We start from the raw sequence: 16,388 nt of genomic DNA on the forward strand, positions 1-16,388 counted from the left end.
CCCCTCCGGAGAACCCCCGCATGACCCCCGACGCCCCCTGGCTGATCGCCGGCCTGGGCAACCCCGGCCCGTGGTTCCGGCTCACCCGGCACAACGCGGGCTTCCTCGCCGTGGACCGGCTGGCCGAACGGCACGGCGCCCGGTTCCGCCGGCGCGGGATCGCCACCCTGGTGGCCGAGATCGCCGTCGACGGCCACCGAGTGCTGCTGGCCAAGCCGCTGTGGTGGTCCATCAACCTGTCCGGCCGCCCGGTGGCCGCGCTGCTGCGCCGCCACGGCGTCCCGGTCGAGCGGCTGGTGGTGGTGCAGGACGACCTGGACTTCGCCTTCGGCTCCGCCCGGCTCAAGCGCGGCGGCGGCCCCGGCGGCCACAACGGGGTGCGCTCGGTGGGCGAGGTGCTCGGCACCCGGGACTTCGTCAGGCTGCGGTTCGGCATCGGACGTCCGCCGAAGGGCCAGAGCGTCGGGGACTTCGTGCTGAAGAAGTTCTCGGAGGATGAACTGGCCGCCATGCCCGGCGAGTTGGACCGCTGCGCGGACGCCCTGGAGACGCTGGTGCGGCGCGGCCTGAACCGCGCCCAGGACGCCCTGAACGCACCGGGGCCCCCGCACGCCCGTACCGCGGCGCGGTAGCGGGGCCCTGCGCTCCTCAGGCCCGGACGGGCCGGGTGAGCAGCGCCGCCGCCGCGGCGACGGCGGCGAGGACGAGCAGTACCGTCCGCCCACCGGACTCGGCGCCCGCCAGGTGGACACCGAGGACGGACAGCGCCATGCCGAGCGCCGTGCCGAGGCTGCGGGCCATGTTCACCATGCCGCCGCCGACCGCCGAGCACTGCGCCGGGATCGCCCGCATCACCAGCGCGTTGTTGGCGGGCAGCAGCAGACCCAGCCCGTAACCGGCGATCAGCAGCGGGGCCGCCGCCGCGTCCGAGGCCGGCAGCAGGGCGAACAGCAGCAGCCCGCCGGCCGCGAGCAGCGCACCCCAGCGGCACCTGGTCACGTCCGACCAGCCCCGGGGCAGCAGCCCGCCGCCGACCGTCGCGGCGAAGGCGAACCCGGCGGGCAGCAGGGTGATCACCAGGCCCGCGTGGGCCGTCGACACCCCGGCGCCGGTGAGCAGCACCGGGCCCAGCACCAGCGGGCAGAACAGCAGCAGATAGCCGATCAGCCCCACCACCAGGCCGGAGCGCACGCCCGGGGTGTTGACCAGCCCGGGCGCCAGGATCGGCCGGGCGGCCCGCCGTTCCTGGCGCACCAGTGCCAGGGTCAGGGCGGCGGAGGCGAACAGCAGGGCGGCCACCGCCCAGCCGGGCAGGGGCAGGCCGGAGGCGGTGGACAGGGCGAGCAGCAGCGAGGTGGTCGCCCCGGTGAGCAGCAGCAGGCCGGGCAGGTCGAAGCGGGCGGCGTCGCCGGTCGCGGTCCGCCGGGTCGCGGTCCGCCGGGCTTCGTTGCGGTGGGCATCGTTTCGACGGCCCCCGGCGCGGTGGGCTTCCCCGCCGGGGGAGTTCGCAGGGCGGGGGCCCGGTACGGCGGCGGGGGCGCCCGCCGCCCGGGTGCGGGGCAGCAGGAACCAGCCGGCCAGGATGCCGAACGCCGCGATCGGCACATTGACCCAGAACACCCAGCGCCACGAGGCGTGTTCGACCAGCAGCCCGCCGAGGCTGGGCCCGAGTGCCAGGCCGAGGCCCTGGGCGGAGGCCTGGATGCCGAGCGCGCGCCGCATCGCGTGCTCGGGGACGCCCCGCGCGACCAGAGCGACGCTGTTGGCCTGCATCATCGCGGCGCCCACCGCCTGGACGGCGCGGCAGCCGACCAGGGCCCAGAGACCGCCGGCGAATCCGGCACCGAGCGAGGAGAGGCCGAAGACCGCGAAGCCGCCGATGTACATCGTCTTGCGGCCGACCAGGTCCGACAGCCAGCCGATCGGGGCCAGCAGGGCGACCAGGACCAGCAGGTAGGCGAGGGCGACCCACTCGACGGCGGCGAAGCCCGCGTCGAAGTCCCGGCCGATGGCGGGGAAGACCAGGGCGATGACACTGGCGTCCAGCTGGCCGAGGAAGGCGCCGAGACAGACCGTGCCGACGGCGAGCCAGTGGGCGTGGCGCCAGCCGGCTATGCCGCGCGGCCGGGGCCGCTCGGTGAGCAGCCGCGAGGCAAGGGCGGTGGCGTTCATGGGTACGAATATATCGGATACAGATATGTTCTCTCTACGAGCAGCTCGTTCTACGACAGGATGTGTCCCACGGTACGGACGGTGCCGGACGGACGCCCGCGGCAAGGCCTGCGACAGAGCCGCAACACGGCGCGGCCCCAGGGCCCCGACCAGCCGCCGAACCGCCCCGTACCAGGCGATACGCTGTCCGCCATGCCGTCGTCACCACACGTTCCCGACCCCGCCACCGCAAGCCCCGACCCGGCGGTCGAGCACGCCCGGCAGCTGACCGACACCGTCACCCGGCTGCGCCGCGCGCTGCGCAGCAGCATCCGCACCGACTACCCGTGGGAGTCCCTGCCGATGGCGCAGGTCGAACTCCTCCAGACACTGGCCGCCGCGCCCCTGCGGGTCGGCGAGCTGGCCGCACGGCAGCGGCTCGCGCCCAACACCGTCAGCGGACTGGTCGGGAAGCTGCTCGACGCCGGCTTCGTGGACCGCCAGGCCGACCCCGGCGACCGCCGCACCGCCCGGATCGCCCTCACCCCGGCGGGCCGGCGACAGCTGGACGACTGGCAGCACGCCCACGAGCGCCGCATCGCCACCGCGCTCGGCACCCTCGACCCGGCCGACCGCGCGGCGGTCGTCAACGCCCTGCCGGGCCTGGAACAGCTCGCCCGCGCCCTCGCACAGCCAGGCACCGGGCCCGAGCCGGCACCCGCCCAGGAGCCCGCGGCCGGGTGAAAACCACTGGCCGCCGCGTTCGCCCGCCGCTACCGTCCCCGGCATGACCAGCACAGCGGTACGGATCGAGCCCTGGACGGACGACGACCTCGCGCTGCTGCGCCGGGTCAACACGCCGGAGATGAAGAAGCACGTCGGCGGGCCGGAGAGCGCCGAGCAGCTGCTCGTACGGCACCGGCGCTACCTGGACTTCGTCCCGTCCGGGCTCGGCTGCATGTACCGGATCGTGCTGCTGCCCGAGGGCGAGGCCGTCGGGACGGTCGGCTACGGCACCCGGACGTGGGAGGGCCGGACCGTCCACGAGATGGGGTGGAACGTGCTGCCCGGCTTCCAGGGGCGGGGCATCGCGGTCGCCGCGACCCGCGCGGCGGTCGAGGCCGCCCGCCGCGAGGCCGCCCATCCCCACCTGCACGCCTTCCCCTCGGTGGACAACCCCGCCTCCAACGCGGTCTGCGCGAAGGCCGGCTTCACACTGCTCGGCGAGACGGACTTCGAGTTCCCGCCCGGACGGCTCATGCGCAGCAACAACTGGCGGGTGGAACTGCGGAGTTGAGCGGCAGGCGGTGGGAGCTCGGCGATGGGGGCTCGGCGATGGGGGGCTCAGCGGACGGGGGCGCTCAGCGGGGCTGCCGTGCTTGAAAGTCCGATGCTCGAAGGTCCGGTGCTCGGACGTCGGGTGCTCGGACGTTCGCGGCGCACCGGCGGTCAGAACAGGGTGCCGCTCTCCAGGTCCAGCAGCCAGCGCTTGCGGTCCACGCCGGCGGCGAAGCCGGTGAGCGCGCCGCCGGCGCCGAGCACCCGGTGGCAGGGGCGGACGATCAGCAGCGGGTTGGCGCCCACCGCGCCGCCGACCGCCCGGACCATGCGCGGCTCCTGCCCGGCCAGTTCGGCGAGTTCGCCGTACGTGACGGTCTTGCCGTACGGGATCTCGTCCAGTGCCGCCCAGATCCTGCGGCGGAACTCGGTGCCCTCGGGCGCGAGCGGGAGGTCGAAGCCGGTGCGCTTGCCGGCGAAGTAGTCGGTCAGCTGGGCCACCGGCTCGGCGAGCGCCTCCGGGTCGAGGACCCAGTCGTCGGCGGGCTCGGCCAGCGCGTACTTCTGGCCGGGCACGGTGACCGTGGCCAGCGCGGCCGGTCCGCCCTCCTCGGGCAGCACGCCGCTGAGCAGCAGCCGGCCGAAGGGGCTCCCCATGGTGGTGTAGACGGTGGTGCTCATGCTCGTCCGTTCTCCGTTCCGGTACTGGTGTCACTGGTGTTGCTGGGTTTGCTGGTGCTGATGCCGGTGTTCGCGGGACTGGTACTCGCGGGGCCGGTGCTCACGGGGCCGGCCCACAGCCGGTGGACGGCGTAGGAGCGCCACGGGGCCCAGGCCTCGGCGGCGCGGTCGGCGGACTTCGGGTCCCCCGCGGCGCCGAGACGGAGCAGGCCGTGCTTGACGCCCACGTCGCTCGGGAGGAAGACATCGGGGTCGGCCATCGCCCGCATCCGCAGGTAGCCGACCGTCCAGGGGCCGATGCCGGGCAGGTCCAGCAGGCCGGCCGCGGCCTCCTCCCGGTCGATCCCGCTGTCGAGCCGGACCACGCCCTCGGCCAGCGCGGCACACAGGCCGGTGAGCGCGCGGCGGCGGGCGACGGGCATCGCGAAGTCCTCCGGATCGGCGGTGGCCAGGGCGGCCGCGCTCGGGAAGAGCAGCCGCAGGCCGCCGCTGGGCTCGGGCAGCGCGGTGCCGTACTTCTCGGCGAGCCGTCCCGCCAGGGTACGGGCGGCGACGACGCTGATCTGCTGGCCGAGGACGGCGCGGACGGCGAGCTCGTGCGGGTCCACGTGGCCGGGCGAGCGCAGGCCGGGGCGCTCGCGGACCAGCGGGCCGAGCAGCGGGTCGGCGCCGAGCTGCTCGTCGACCGCGAGCGGGTCGGCGTCCAGGTCGAAGAGGTTGCGCAGGCGCTGAACGGCGGTCGGCAGGTCGCGCAGGTCGGCGAGCAGCAGGCGGCAGTCGAGCCAGCCGCGGGTGGGCGGCTCGCCCGGCGCCAGGCCGTCGACCTCGGCGATGCCGTGGCCGTACGGGAGCGCGAGGGTACGACGGTACACGCGCACACCGGGCCGCGCGCCGGGGACGACCTCCTCCACGCCGGGGACCGCGCGCAGGGCGAGGAAGTCGATCAGGTGCTCGCTGTCGAGCGCGCCGCGGTAGGCGAGGCGCAGGGTGAGGCCGCCGGCCGGGGTCGCGCTGCGGCGGCCGGCGGCGACCTCGGCGCGCAGACCACTGGGAGTGCGGTCGTAGACCTCGCGCACGGTGTCGTTGAACTGGCGGACGGAGGCGAAGCCGGCCGCGAACGCGACGTCGGTGACGGGCAGTTCGGTGGTCTGGAGGAGCAGGCGGGCGGTCTGCGCGCGGCGGGCGCGGGCCAGCGCGATCGGGCCGGCGCCGAGCTCGGCGATCAGCTGGCGCTGCAGCTGGCGGGCGCTGTAGCCGAGGCGGCCGGCCAGGCCGGCGACGCCTTCGCGGTCCACCACGCCGTCACCGATCAGGCGCATCGCGCGGCCGACCAGGTCGGCGCGGTGGTTCCACTCCGGCGAGCCCGGCACGGAGTCGGGGCGGCAGCGGCGGCAGGCGCGGAAGCCCGCCCCCTGGGCCGCTGCGGCGCTGGGGTAGAAGACGCAGTTGACGCGCTTGGGGGTCACGGCGGGGCAGCTCGGACGGCAGTAGATGCCGGTGGAGGTGACCGCCGTGAAGAAGACCCCGTCGAAGCGGGAGTCGCGGCTGTCCACGGCTCGGTACCGGATGTCGTCGTCGATCACGTTGTCCAGTTTGCGGCACTGGGCGGGGGGTGACTGGCGGGAATCGGACATCGCCGTTGATCGCTGCTTCGGGGGTCTCCCCTCTCCCCTCCCCACCCACCCGCCACCCGCCACCCGCCACCCGCCACACCGTGAGCCCACGACCCGTGGCCCACGGCCCACGGCCCACAACCCGCAGGCCCACCGCACCGGCCCGCGGCCCCGAAATTCGCGAGCCCGCCGAGCGCCCCGCCGTTACTCTCGCGGCATGAGCGAGCAGCAGCCCTACACCGGCCCGGACGACCCGCGCGTCGTCGCCCTGCCTCCGGCAGAGTTCGCGTTCCCCGGCCCTCTGCGGGACCAGCTGGTCGCCGCGATCCTCGACGGTGCCAAGACCAGCACCACCGGCCTGATCGCCGACTACGAGCACGAGGGCGAGCCCCTGCCGCTGGCCGGTGAGCGCTCCGCGGTCCTTGACTCGGACGGCCGCAGGGTCGCCGTGATCGAGACCACGGACGTCCGGGTGGTCCCGCTCGCGGAGGTCGACCTCCAGCACGCCCTGGACGAGGGCGAGGGGTGCACCAGCGTGGCCGAGTGGCGTGCGGTGCACGAGCGGTTCTGGCGCAGTCCGGAGATGCTCGACGCCCTCGATGACCCGGGTTTCGCCGTGGACGACACCACTCCGGTGGTCCTGCAGCGCTTCCGCGTGGTGGCGGACCTCCGCTGAGCCGGGCGGGCCCGGCGGGGGCCGGCCGGCGGCCGTTGTGCGGGGGCCGGCCGGTGCCCGGGCTCAGCGCTTCACCGGACCTCCCACGGCTCGCATCGACTTGGTGATCGTCTTCCACTTCTTCAGCCGCGCCTTGGCCACCCGGGCGTCCGTGCGCGAGGCGATCCAGTCGTTCTCGCGCTGGAGCTTGAGGTAGCTGTCCATGCGGCGCTGCGGCAGGGTGCCGTCGGCCAGCGCCGCCTGCACCGCGCAGCCGGGCTCGGTGTGGTGGCCGCAGTCCTGGAAGCGGCACTCCTCGGCCAGCTCGGCTATGTCGGCGAAGGCCAGGTCCACGCCTTCGCCTCCGTAGAGGCCGACCTCGCGCAGCCCGGGGGTGTCGATGAGCACGCCCCCGCCGGACAGCGGGATCAGTTCTCGGGTGGTCGTGGTGTGGCGGCCCTTCTGGTCGACCTCGCGGGCCTCCTGGACGGTCATCACCGCGGAGCCGGCCAGCGCGTTGGTGAGCGTGGACTTGCCGACGCCGGACTGGCCGATCACCGCGGTGGTGCCGGGGGTGCAGGCGCGGAGCACGTCCATGCCCTCGCCGGTCTCGGCGCTCACCACGAGCACCGTGACTCCGGGGGCGACCGCCTCGACGTCGGACCGGATGAAGTCGGCGTCGTCGACGAGGTCGGCCTTGGTGAGGACGACCAGCGGGTCGGCGCCGGACTCCCAGGCCAGGGCGAGGAAGCGCTCGATCCGTCCGAGGTCGGGGTCGGTCGCGAGCGAGGAGGCGATCAGCACGGTGTCGACGTTGGCGGCCAGCACCTGGCCGTCGGAGCGCTTGCCGGCCACCTTGCGGATGATCGCGGTGGAGCGCGGCAGCAGCGCGACGACGGAGGCCATCGGCTGGGCGTACAGGTCGACCGCCGCCCAGTCGCCCGTGCACGGGCAGTTGATCATGTCGGCGTCGCCCACCGGCCGGGTGTCGAACCGGACGGTGCGCGGCTCACCCGTCTCCGGGTCGGCGATGACGGCGTCGCACTGGCCGCGGTCGACCCGGACGATCCGGGCCGGGAGCAGCCCGGCCTCGCCGAACGGGGTGAACAGCTCCGCGAGCTCGGCCGTCCAGCCGTAGCCGGTCAGGGCGGAGGCGTCGGCGGAAGTCGAAGAGGAGGAAGAGGGAGAAGAGAACGACGAAACGGAGGCAGCGTTGAACAACGCAGTGGCCCTTCGGGAGGAGATGATCCCGGCGGGCTACGGCTGGCGTGAAGGGCTCAGCCGGCGGCCGGGAAAAGGAGGTGAACGCGAGTGCTGCCCTGGGCAGCTATCGGGGCGACAACGACCACGGGGTTCACCTCCTGCTCTCTACTCCTCGGGCGGCCCCATGGCCCCCGAACCGGATGTGTCACACGCTAGCGGGGCGGGGGATTGTGGCCAACCTATTTTTGACCTGCGGAAACGCGAGGCGGCGGTCGCCAGAGCGGCCTCTGAGGACCAAAATTGGCCCGCCGCGCAGGGGCCAGACAGCGCCCCGCACCGCCGTCCGCCGCCACGCGCATCCGCCGTACCTCGACCAGCCCCGCCGGGGCCCGCGCTACGCCCCGTACCGGTGCTTGAGGTTCGGGTCGTCCAGCCACCACGGCCGCATCCCGGTCTCCTCCTCCTCCGGCCCTCCCGCCGCCCGCGCCCGCGCGGCGGCCGCCGCGTAGCGGGCGTCCAGCTCGGCGTCCACCGCCTCGGTCTCCTCCCGCCCCTGCACCACCATCCGCCGCACCAGCGCGGCCAGGAACGGCAGCCCGACCAGGTCCCCCAGCACCCAGAACGCGTTGCCGCCCCAGGTCTGGTCCTGCGCCGGGCTCGGGCCCCACGGCCGCCCGAGCGCCAGGTAGTAGTGCTCGGCGACCAGGTGCCCGCCGTAGATCAGCACGATCCCGAGCCCCGCGTCGAAGATCACCTCGGCGAAGGTGATGAACAGCCCGACCAGGTGGGGGTACTCGTGCCCGACCGGGTCGAGCTGCAGACGCGGCCAGAAGTAGGCGAGGCCCAGCAGCACCAGTGCCAGGTGCAGCACCACGTTCCCGATCCCGCTGGACACCGACCACTCGTACCAGGGCGTGAAGTAGAGCAGCCACGGCGGCGCCATCAGCAGCGCGGTGGAGACCGCCGGGAACATCAGCACCTTGGACGGGCGGCTGCGCAGCGCCCGCAGGACACGTTCCCGCCGGGCCGCCGGTGCCGCCTCGACCAGCAGGGAGACCGGTGCGCCGAGCGCGAGCAGCAGCGGAACGACCATCAGCAGCAGCACGACCTGCACGGCCCGGTCGGTGAAGAGGATCCGGTCGTACACACCGAGGCCGGAGCAGGTGCACCAGACCCACAGCAGCAGCCCGCCGAGGAACGCGGCGGTACGGGTGGGCTGCCAGCGCCCGCCGCGGTGCCCGGCCACCGGCCGCCCGTCGCCCGCCCCCGCGGCCGCCCGGTCACCCACCGCGCGTTCACCCACCGCCCGGTTGACCCTGCGCACCGCCGCCAGGTACCAGACACCGAGCAGCACCGACAGCACGAGCACCAGCGGCTCGGCCGTCCAGGAGGTCGCCAGGTCGGACCACCGCCACGGCGGCGGCCCGCTGTAGGCGAGCACCGAGGCGGGACCACCGGTCGGCCCGCCCACCGGCCCGACCATCGGGCCGCCCACCGGCCCGACCGCCGCGCCGCCCACCACTGCGTTCATCCGCCCGCTCACCTCGCTCGTCCCGGCGGTCCCCGGCCGGTCGGGCACCCCGCGCCGGGGCTCCCCCGGCGCCCGGCCATGATGTCCCCGCGCGACGGCCCCGCCGCACCCGGGGCCCGCCTCTATACCCGGGCCTGAACAAAGCTTTACCGAGCCCCGACAAAGCTTTGCCCGGGCAAAGTTCTGCCCTGTTCCCGCTCCTCCCGGCAACCGCGGCGAAGACACAAACGTCTGGCAGGATGCGCCGTCGGCGAGACCCGCCACGTGCTCGACAAGGGGATGACAAGAGGTGCGAACCACTGCACGCGGCGACGGCCGCCGACTCGCGGCGCGCCACCGCAACATCGAACTGGGCCTGCTGGCCCTCGCGGTGGCCGTCTGCCTGGCGGGACACGTCGACGCGAACCTGGCGCTCACCGGCCGGATGCCGCCCGGGCTGCTGGTGCACGGCCTGTCGCTGGGCGCGCTGGCCGGGGCGGCCCACCTGGCGGTGCGCCGGTTCGCCCCGTTCGCCGATCCGCTGATCCTGCCGCTGGGCGTCTTCCTGACCGGCTTCGGGCTGGTGCTGCTGGACCGGCTGGACTTCAGCTACAAGGCCGCGCACGCCGCCAAGGGCGACTACCAGAAGCTCCCGGCGGCGCCCTCCCAGCTGATGTGGGTGTTCATCTCGGTGGCGGTGGCGCTCGCGCTGATCGTCCTCGTCAAGCACCACCGCTTCTTCCAGCGCTACGTCTACCTGCTGATGGCGGGTGCGCTGATCCTGCTGGCGGCGCCGGTGTTCTCCCCCGGCGACAGCTTCGGCGCCAAGCGCTGGATCCGGCTGTTCGGGCTCTCCTTCGAGCCGGACGAGTTCGTGAAGGTCGCGATCACGATCTTCTTCGCGGGGTACCTGATGGCCGCCCGGGACGCGCTGGCGCTGGCCGGGCGGAAGGTCTGGGGGCTCACCCTGCCGCGCGGACGGCACGCCGGCCCGGTGCTGGCGATCTGGGTGGTCAGCCTGCTGGTGCTGATCTTCGAACGCGACCTGGGCACCTCGCTGATCTTCTTCGGCATCTTCATCGTGATGCTGTACGTGGCGACCGAGCGCACCAGCTGGGTGGTGCTCGGCCTGCTGATGGCGGTCGGCGGCGCGGCGGTGGTCGGCACCGTGGAACCGCACGTGCACGGCCGCGTCGAGGCCTGGCTGCACCCGCTCGACTACTACAAGCCGGTGCACGACAAGGCGATCTCCGAGCAGCCCGCCGAGGCGCTGTTCAGCCTGGGCACCGGGGGCATGACCGGGACCGGCCTGGGCTCGGGACGGCCCTGGCTGATCGGCTTCGCCGGGCGCAGCGACTTCATCTTCACCACCATCGGCGAGGAGCTGGGACTGGCCGGGGCGACCGCGATCCTGCTGGTCTACGTGCTGCTGATCCAGCGCGGTCTGCGCACCGCGATCGGCCTGACCGACCCGTTCGGCAAGCTGCTGGCCACCGGTCTGTCGGCGGCGCTGGCGCTCCAGGTGTTCGTGGTGGTCGGCGGGGTGAGCGGGCTGGTCCCGCTGACCGGCAAGGCCCTGCCGTTCCTGGCCGCCGGCGGTTCGTCGCTGCTGGCGAACTGGCTGATGGTGGCGCTGCTGATCAAGCTGAGCGACTCCTCCGGACGCACCGCCCTGGCCCCGCCCCGGCCCTCCCCCGAGCCGCTCCCGGCCCCGGCCCCCACAAACCCGAACCGGACGCACCCGGACCCGACGGCCCCGACGCACCCGAACCCGTCGGCCCCGACTCACCCCAACCCGACGGCCCCGGACCCCGCCGCCCCCGGCACGGCCGACCCCTCCGCCGTGACCGAGCTGCGCCCCGCCCACGGCCACCCACCGCACCGGGCCGCCACCTGACCCGTCGTCCGCCGGCCCCGCCCGCCCCACGCCCGCCCCGCCAGAGCGACAGGGCCTCCCCCGCACCCGCGGGAGAGGCCCTGTCCGTTCCTGCCGTTTCGTTCCGCCTACCGCTGGTCCCACGGCGGCCGGGGCGGTCGCGGCGGGTACCCCGGCGGCTGCTGCCCGGGCGGCCCCTGCGGCGGCCCCGAACCGGGCCCGGACACAGGCCCCGACACGGGCCCGGAAGCAGGTCCGGAAGCAGGCCCCGGCTGCGGCCCCGGCGGAGTTCCCGGCCCGCCCCCCTGCGTCGGCCCGGCCGGCCGGTCGCTGTCCGGCGGCGGCGGTCCGGGCCGGTGGTGCGGCCCGCCGCGGGCGGTGAGCCGGCCGCGCACGTTGTCGGCGGCCAGCACGTCGGCCCACCGCTCCGGGTACTCGGAGGGCACCTCGACGTCCTCGCCCTCGTCCTCGCCCCACTCCTCCTCGACGCCCTCGGCGAGCCCGAGCTCGCGGGCGCGCCGGGCCCGTTCGACGGCCCGCCGGGCGGCGACCTCGCGGACCACGGCGGCGGCCGCCTCCTCGTGGGCGCGCTCGTTCTCGGCACGCGCGTCGGCGGTCTCCAGGGTGGGCCAGCGGCGGTCTATCGCGGCGTTCATCGCGGCGCCGATGAGCACCGCGAGCGCCACCACGAAGATCCACAGCAGCACGGCCACCGGCGCCGCCAGCGAGCCGTACACCGAGGGGCCCTCGACCGAGCTGACCAGGTAGACCCGCAGGCCGACGCTGCAGAAGACCAGCACCACCAGGGCGACCAGGGCGCCGGGGATGTCCTCGCGCCACGGGGTCGAGACCGGGACGGCCAGGTGGTAGAGGGTGGTCAGCGAGACGGTCAGCAGCACGATCGCGACCGGCCAGTAGAGGGCGCCGACCAGCCCGGACACCCCCGGCACCGCGTTCTCCAGCAGCCCCGGACCGACCATCAGCAGCGGCAGCACCAGCGAGCCGATCACCAGGGCGCCGAAGTAGAGGCTGAGCGACATCAGCCGGGTCTTGACGATGCCCCGCTTGCCGTCGAGCCCGTACATGACGGTGATGGTGTCGATGAAGATGTACAGGGCCCTGGAGCCGGACCACAGGGACAGCAGGAAGCCGATCGAGACGAGGTCGGGCCGGGTGCGGTCGAACACCCCGTCCAGCAGCGGGACCACGACCTCGTTGACGGAGGAGTCCGACAGCACCGTCCCGGAGGCCGAGAGGATGCTCTTCTTGAGCCCGGCGATGGTGCCCGCGCCGACGAACTCGTCGAGGTAGCCGAGGGTGCCGGCCAGCCCGAGCAGCAGCGGCGGGATCGACAGCAGGGTGAAGAAGGCCGCCTCCGCGGCGAGCCCGGTGACCCGGTACTCGACGCAGGTGTTGGTGGTGTCCCTGACCAGCTCCCACGCCGTGCGGCGCCAGGTGGCCTGTTTCGCCGCCCGCCGCGCGCCCTTGCCCCTTCGCCGGGAGGGCCGCTCGGCGTTCGGTCTGCTCGTATCGCCTGCTGCTTGCACAGGGCCCACCGTATCGGGCCGGGGCCGCGCGGTTGATCTCCCCGGGGGTACGGGCGCGTGGCCGGGCGCCCCGGCGGGGAGCGGCGGGAACGTCCGGATGTCTCGCCTGACGAAACCTCAACGTCCAGTATTCGGATGTTAGTGGACCGCGAGTCCCGCGCCGTGCGAATCTCTTGCCATGTCTAGCGCCGGAACCACCCTGGTAGGTCGACTCCACGTCGACCTCCTTCGCGTGTCCAGCGCCATCTGTCCGGTGACCTGAGCCCGACCCCGCCGCACCACCGCACCCGGCGCCGACCTCCCCCGCCATCCCCGTCGCAGCGGATGCGCAGGCGCCCGCCCGGTCCCGGCCACTGCCCTCAAGGCCTTGAGAAATCCGCAGGTCAGAGCGGCACCGCACGGCCGAGCACGCCCCGCGACCTATTCGGCGCCAGCGCCACCTGCCCCGAAGGACTTCACCATGGCCACCTCCTCCGAGACCGTCGAGCCCACGGCCGACCGCGCCGCCGAGCGCCGCCCCGCAGCGGCCCGCAAGGCGACCCGCCATCGCGGCGAAGGCCAGTGGGGCATGGGCCACTACACCCCCCTGAACGCCAACGAGCAGTTCAAGAAGGACGACGACGGTCTCAATGTGCGGACACGTATTGAGACGATCTACGCGCACCGGGGCTTCGACTCGATCGACCCGGCCGACCTGCGCGGCCGGATGCGCTGGTGGGGGCTCTACACCCAGCGCAAGGAGGGCATCGACGGCGGCAAGACCGCGATCCTGGACCCGCACGAGCTGGACGCCGAGTTCTTCATGCTCCGCGTGCGCATCGACGGCGGCCGGCTGACCGTCCCCCAGCTGCGGGCGATCGCCGAGGTCTCCGAGCAGTACGCCCGCGGCACCGCCGACCTGACCGACCGCCAGAACATCCAGTACCACTGGATCCGGATCGAGGACGTCCCGGCGATCTGGCAGAAGCTGGAGGCCGTCGGCCTGTCCACCACCGAGGCCTGCGGCGACACTCCGCGTGTCATCCTCGGTTCCCCGGTGGCCGGCATCGCCGAGGACGAGATCATCGACGGCACGCCCGCCATCGAGGAGATCCAGCGCCGCTTCATCGGCAACCCTGACTTCTCCAACCTCCCGCGCAAGTTCAAGAGCGCGGTCTCCGGCTCCCCGCTGCTCGACGTCGCGCACGAGATCAACGACGTCTCCTTCGTCGGCGTGGTCCACCCCGAGCACGGCCCCGGCTTCGACCTCTGGGTCGGCGGCGGCCTGTCCACCAACCCCAAGCTGGGCGTGCGGCTGGGCGCGTGGGTCCCGCTGGAGGAGGTAGCCGACGTCTACGGCGGCGTCATCGGCATCTTCCGCGACTACGGCTACCGGCGCCTGCGCAACCGCGCCCGGCTGAAGTTCCTGGTCGCCGACTGGGGCGTGGAGAAGTTCCGCCGGGTGCTGGAGGGCGAGTACCTCGAGCGCCCGCTGCTCGACGGCCCCGCCCCGACCGAGCCCGCCGCCCGCTGGCGCGACCACGTCGGCGTCCACCGGCAGCAGGACGGGAAGTTCTACATCGGCTTCGCGCCGCGCGTCGGCCGGGTCGACGGCAAGCTGCTCGGCCGGATCGCCGACCTCGCCGCCGCCCACGGCAGCGACCGGGTGCGCACCACCGCCGAGCAGAAGATGATCGTCCTCGACATCGCCGAGGAGCACGTCGACTCCGTGGTGGCCGGCCTGGAGGCGCTCGACCTGCGGGTCACCCCCTCGCCGTTCCGCCGCGGCACCATGGCCTGCACCGGCATCGAGTACTGCAAGCTCGCCATCGTCGAGACCAAGGAGCGCGGCCGCACCCTCATCGACGAGCTGGAGCAGCGCCTGCCGGACTTCGCCGAGCCGCTGACCATCAACATCAACGGCTGCCCGAACGCCTGCGCCCGCATCCAGGTCGCCGACATCGGACTCAAGGGCCAGCTGGTCACCGACGAGCACGGCGAGCAGGTCGAGGGCTACCAGGTGCACCTCGGCGGCGCGCTCGGCCTGGAGGCCGGCTTCGGCCGCAAGGTCCGCGGCCTCAAGGTCACCAGCGCGGGCCTGCCCGACTACGTCGAGCGCGTGCTGACCCGCTACCAGGCCGACCGCACCGAGGGCGAGCGCTTCGCCCAGTGGGCGGCCCGGGCGACCGAGGACCAGCTGTCGTGAGCGAGCGAGCGGCCCCTTTCTTCTGTCCCTACTGCGGGGACGAGGACCTGCGCCCCTCCGAGGCCGGGCACGGCGCCTGGGAGTGCCACGGATGCCGCCGCGCCTTCCAGCTGAAGTTCCTCGGCCTGCTGTCACCGACCAACCACGGGGGTACGTCACATGAGCAGCACAGCGACTGACTACGCGTCGTTGGCGGAGAGGGCCGGGCGCGCGTTGGAGGAGGCCTCCGCGCAGGAGGTCCTCGCCTGGGCGGCCGAGACCTTCGGCGGGCGGTTCTGCGTGACCTCCTCGATGGAGGACGCGGTGGTGGCCCATCTGGCGTCCTCGGTGCTCCCGGGGGTGGACGTGGTGTTCCTGGACACCGGTTACCACTTCCCGGAGACCATCGGGACGCGGGACGCGGTGGCCGCGACCATGCCGGTCAACGTCATCACGCTCACCCCGCTGCGGACGGTGGCCGAGCAGGACGCCGAACACGGGCCGCGGTTGCACGACCGCGACCCGGACCTGTGCTGCGCCCTGCGCAAGGTCGAACCGCTCAACCGGGGCCTGGCCGGCTACGACGCCTGGGCCACCGGGCTGCGCCGCGACGAGTCCCCGACCCGGGCGAACACCCCGGTGGTGTCCTGGGACCCCAAGCGCCGCAAGGTCAAGATCGCGCCGATCGCCCGCTGGACCCAGCAGGACGTGGACGCCTACGTCGCCGCCCACGGCGTGCTGCTCAACCCGCTGCTGTGGGAGGGCTACACCTCGGTCGGCTGCGCCCCGCTGTCCTGCACCCGCAAGCCCGCCGAGGGCGAGGACGCCCGGGCCGGCCGCTGGTCCGGCTCCGGCAAGACCGAGTGCGGCATCCACCTCTGACCATCCGTCAATTCTCGTGTAAGGAAAGAACCGTGACAGCTGACACTCTGGCCGCCGACGGAGCCGTAGAGGCGGCCCCCGCGGCCGCCCCCTGCGAGCGCGGCGCCACCGTGTGGCTGACCGGGCTGCCGAGCGCGGGCAAGACCACGCTGGCCTTCGCCCTGGCCGAGCGACTGCGCGCCGAGGGCCACAAGGTCGAGGTCCTCGACGGCGACGAGATCCGCGAGTTCCTCTCCAAGGGCCTCGGCTTCACCCGCGAGGACCGCCACACCAACGTCACCCGCATCGGCTACGTCGCCGAGAAGCTCGCCGCCAACGGCGTCAAGGTCCTCACCCCGGTCATCGCCCCGTTCGCCGACTCCCGCGCCGCGGTGCGCGAACGGCACGCGGCCGCCGGCACCGACTTCCTGGAGATCCACGTCGCCACCCCGGTCGAACTGTGCGCCGAACGCGACGTCAAGGGCCTCTACGCCCAGCAGGCCGCCGGCGAGATCACCGGCCTCACCGGCGTCGACGACCCCTACGAGGCCCCGGAGCACCCGGAGCTGCGCCTGCAGACCCGGGGCCGCGAGGTCACCGAGTCCGCCGCCGAACTGCACGCCTTCCTGACCGAACGGGGCCTGGCATGACCACCGTGACCGACACCTTGGTCCGCACGGACGACAACCCCTTCGCGCTGTCCCACCTGGACGCGCTGGAGGCCGAGTCGGTGCACATCTTCCGCGAGGTCGCGGGGGAGTTCGAACGCCCGGTGATCCTGTTCTCCGGCGGCAAGGACTCCATCGTCATGCTGCACCTGGCCCTCAAGGCCTTCGCCCCCGCACCGGT

General features: G+C 73.8%; 17 protein-coding genes. 11 read left to right on the forward strand and 6 right to left on the reverse strand.

Translation table 11 applies throughout. The features are described 5' to 3' along the window. The first annotated feature begins 20 nt into the window (after positions 1-20). A complete protein-coding gene (gene pth, locus ACWGKU_RS36045; protein ID WP_401056147.1) occupies positions 21-632 on the forward strand; it encodes an aminoacyl-tRNA hydrolase in 612 nt (203 codons plus the stop codon). A gap of 16 nt (positions 633-648) precedes the next feature. Here pth and ACWGKU_RS36050 read toward each other — a convergent pair whose 3' ends face one another. After that, entirely contained in the window at positions 649-2,172 is a 1,524-nt protein-coding gene (locus ACWGKU_RS36050; RefSeq protein WP_452180652.1) for an MFS transporter, read from the reverse strand. A 192-nt stretch (positions 2,173-2,364) separates the two neighbouring features. Here ACWGKU_RS36050 and ACWGKU_RS36055 point away from each other — a divergent pair, with 192 nt between their 5' ends. Next, a complete protein-coding gene (locus tag ACWGKU_RS36055) occupies positions 2,365-2,895 on the forward strand; it encodes a MarR family winged helix-turn-helix transcriptional regulator (RefSeq protein ID WP_359908043.1) in 531 nt (176 codons plus the stop codon). A 43-nt stretch (positions 2,896-2,938) separates the two neighbouring features. Further along, entirely contained in the window at positions 2,939-3,448 is a 510-nt protein-coding gene (locus tag ACWGKU_RS36060; RefSeq protein ID WP_387695855.1) for a GNAT family N-acetyltransferase, read from the forward strand. Between the two features lie 152 nt (positions 3,449-3,600). Here the strand turns inward: ACWGKU_RS36060 and ACWGKU_RS36065 are convergent, their stop codons facing one another. Then, on the reverse strand, positions 3,601-4,110 hold the full coding sequence (locus ACWGKU_RS36065; protein WP_452180653.1) for a methylated-DNA--[protein]-cysteine S-methyltransferase: 510 nt from the start codon (positions 4,108-4,110) through the stop codon (positions 3,601-3,603). Then, complete coding sequence (locus ACWGKU_RS36070) at positions 4,107-5,744, reverse strand: DNA-3-methyladenine glycosylase 2 family protein (RefSeq protein WP_452180654.1); 1,638 nt, start codon at positions 5,742-5,744, stop codon at positions 4,107-4,109. Before ACWGKU_RS36070 ends, ACWGKU_RS36065 begins: the two co-directional genes overlap by 4 nt. 196 nt (positions 5,745-5,940) lie before the next feature. Between ACWGKU_RS36070 and ACWGKU_RS36075 the strand changes: the two genes are divergently transcribed. Beyond that, complete coding sequence (locus ACWGKU_RS36075; protein WP_401052814.1) at positions 5,941-6,399, forward strand: ASCH domain-containing protein; 459 nt, start codon at positions 5,941-5,943, stop codon at positions 6,397-6,399. Between the two features lie 63 nt (positions 6,400-6,462). Here the strand turns inward: ACWGKU_RS36075 and rsgA are convergent, their stop codons facing one another. Both rsgA and ACWGKU_RS36085 read right to left on the reverse strand, forming a co-directional pair. Then, on the reverse strand, positions 6,463-7,599 hold the full coding sequence (gene rsgA, locus ACWGKU_RS36080; RefSeq protein ID WP_452180655.1) for a ribosome small subunit-dependent GTPase A: 1,137 nt from the start codon (positions 7,597-7,599) through the stop codon (positions 6,463-6,465). A gap of 376 nt (positions 7,600-7,975) precedes the next feature. Beyond that, positions 7,976-9,112, reverse strand: a complete 1,137-nt coding sequence (locus ACWGKU_RS36085; protein ID WP_452180656.1) for a cytochrome c oxidase assembly protein — start codon at positions 9,110-9,112, stop codon at positions 7,976-7,978. Between the two features lie 289 nt (positions 9,113-9,401). On the opposite strand from ACWGKU_RS36085, the gene ACWGKU_RS36090 reads away from it, so the two are divergent. Beyond that, complete coding sequence (locus tag ACWGKU_RS36090) at positions 9,402-10,988, forward strand: FtsW/RodA/SpoVE family cell cycle protein (RefSeq protein ID WP_452180657.1); 1,587 nt, start codon at positions 9,402-9,404, stop codon at positions 10,986-10,988. Positions 10,989-11,095: 107 nt separating this feature from the next. Here the strand turns inward: ACWGKU_RS36090 and ACWGKU_RS36095 are convergent, their stop codons facing one another. Beyond that, positions 11,096-12,514: a YihY/virulence factor BrkB family protein gene (locus ACWGKU_RS36095; RefSeq protein WP_452180658.1), complete on the reverse strand. Its 1,419-nt coding sequence runs from the start codon at positions 12,512-12,514 to the stop codon at positions 11,096-11,098. A gap of 178 nt (positions 12,515-12,692) precedes the next feature. Here ACWGKU_RS36095 and ACWGKU_RS36100 point away from each other — a divergent pair, with 178 nt between their 5' ends. From ACWGKU_RS36100 to ACWGKU_RS36125, 6 genes are all read left to right on the forward strand, one after another. Further along, positions 12,693-12,776, forward strand: coding sequence for a putative leader peptide (locus tag ACWGKU_RS36100; protein ID WP_318264789.1), 84 nt, complete (start codon positions 12,693-12,695; stop codon positions 12,774-12,776). A gap of 198 nt (positions 12,777-12,974) precedes the next feature. Continuing rightward, on the forward strand, positions 12,975-14,699 hold the full coding sequence (locus ACWGKU_RS36105; protein ID WP_452180659.1) for a nitrite/sulfite reductase: 1,725 nt from the start codon (positions 12,975-12,977) through the stop codon (positions 14,697-14,699). Continuing rightward, on the forward strand, positions 14,696-14,878 hold the full coding sequence (locus tag ACWGKU_RS36110) for an eL43 family ribosomal protein (protein ID WP_380547841.1): 183 nt from the start codon (positions 14,696-14,698) through the stop codon (positions 14,876-14,878). The genes ACWGKU_RS36105 and ACWGKU_RS36110 overlap by 4 nt, the downstream gene beginning before the upstream one ends. Continuing rightward, entirely contained in the window at positions 14,859-15,560 is a 702-nt protein-coding gene (locus ACWGKU_RS36115) for a phosphoadenylyl-sulfate reductase (RefSeq protein ID WP_452191720.1), read from the forward strand. The genes ACWGKU_RS36110 and ACWGKU_RS36115 overlap by 20 nt, the downstream gene beginning before the upstream one ends. 47 nt (positions 15,561-15,607) lie before the next feature. Continuing rightward, the gene (cysC, locus tag ACWGKU_RS36120) at positions 15,608-16,189 is read left to right on the forward strand and encodes an adenylyl-sulfate kinase (protein WP_452191723.1); all 582 of its coding nucleotides are present in this window, start codon (positions 15,608-15,610) and stop codon (positions 16,187-16,189) included. Further along, the coding region (locus ACWGKU_RS36125; protein ID WP_452191722.1) for a phosphoadenosine phosphosulfate reductase domain-containing protein at positions 16,186-16,388 on the forward strand (203 nt) is incomplete at its 3' end. The genes cysC and ACWGKU_RS36125, both read left to right, overlap by 4 nt.

This window comes from Kitasatospora sp. NPDC054768 (assembly GCF_053612025.1).

What these genes read in the sequence shown, in the direction of transcription:
- pth (WP_401056147.1), top strand. Translation starts at nt 21, where the DNA reads ATGACCCCCGACGCCCCCTGGCTGATCGCCGGCCTGGGCAACCCCGGC.
- ACWGKU_RS36050 (WP_452180652.1), bottom strand. Translation starts at nt 2,172, where the DNA reads ATGAACGCCACCGCCCTTGCCTCGCGGCTGCTCACCGAGCGGCCCCGG.
- ACWGKU_RS36055 (WP_359908043.1), top strand. Translation starts at nt 2,365, where the DNA reads ATGCCGTCGTCACCACACGTTCCCGACCCCGCCACCGCAAGCCCCGAC.
- ACWGKU_RS36060 (WP_387695855.1), top strand. Translation starts at nt 2,939, where the DNA reads ATGACCAGCACAGCGGTACGGATCGAGCCCTGGACGGACGACGACCTC.
- ACWGKU_RS36065 (WP_452180653.1), bottom strand. Translation starts at nt 4,110, where the DNA reads ATGAGCACCACCGTCTACACCACCATGGGGAGCCCCTTCGGCCGGCTG.
- ACWGKU_RS36070 (WP_452180654.1), bottom strand. Translation starts at nt 5,744, where the DNA reads ATGTCCGATTCCCGCCAGTCACCCCCCGCCCAGTGCCGCAAACTGGAC.
- ACWGKU_RS36075 (WP_401052814.1), top strand. Translation starts at nt 5,941, where the DNA reads ATGAGCGAGCAGCAGCCCTACACCGGCCCGGACGACCCGCGCGTCGTC.
- ACWGKU_RS36085 (WP_452180656.1), bottom strand. Translation starts at nt 9,112, where the DNA reads ATGAACGCAGTGGTGGGCGGCGCGGCGGTCGGGCCGGTGGGCGGCCCG.
- ACWGKU_RS36100 (WP_318264789.1), top strand. Translation starts at nt 12,693, where the DNA reads ATGTCTAGCGCCGGAACCACCCTGGTAGGTCGACTCCACGTCGACCTC.
- ACWGKU_RS36105 (WP_452180659.1), top strand. Translation starts at nt 12,975, where the DNA reads ATGGCCACCTCCTCCGAGACCGTCGAGCCCACGGCCGACCGCGCCGCC.
- ACWGKU_RS36115 (WP_452191720.1), top strand. Translation starts at nt 14,859, where the DNA reads ATGAGCAGCACAGCGACTGACTACGCGTCGTTGGCGGAGAGGGCCGGG.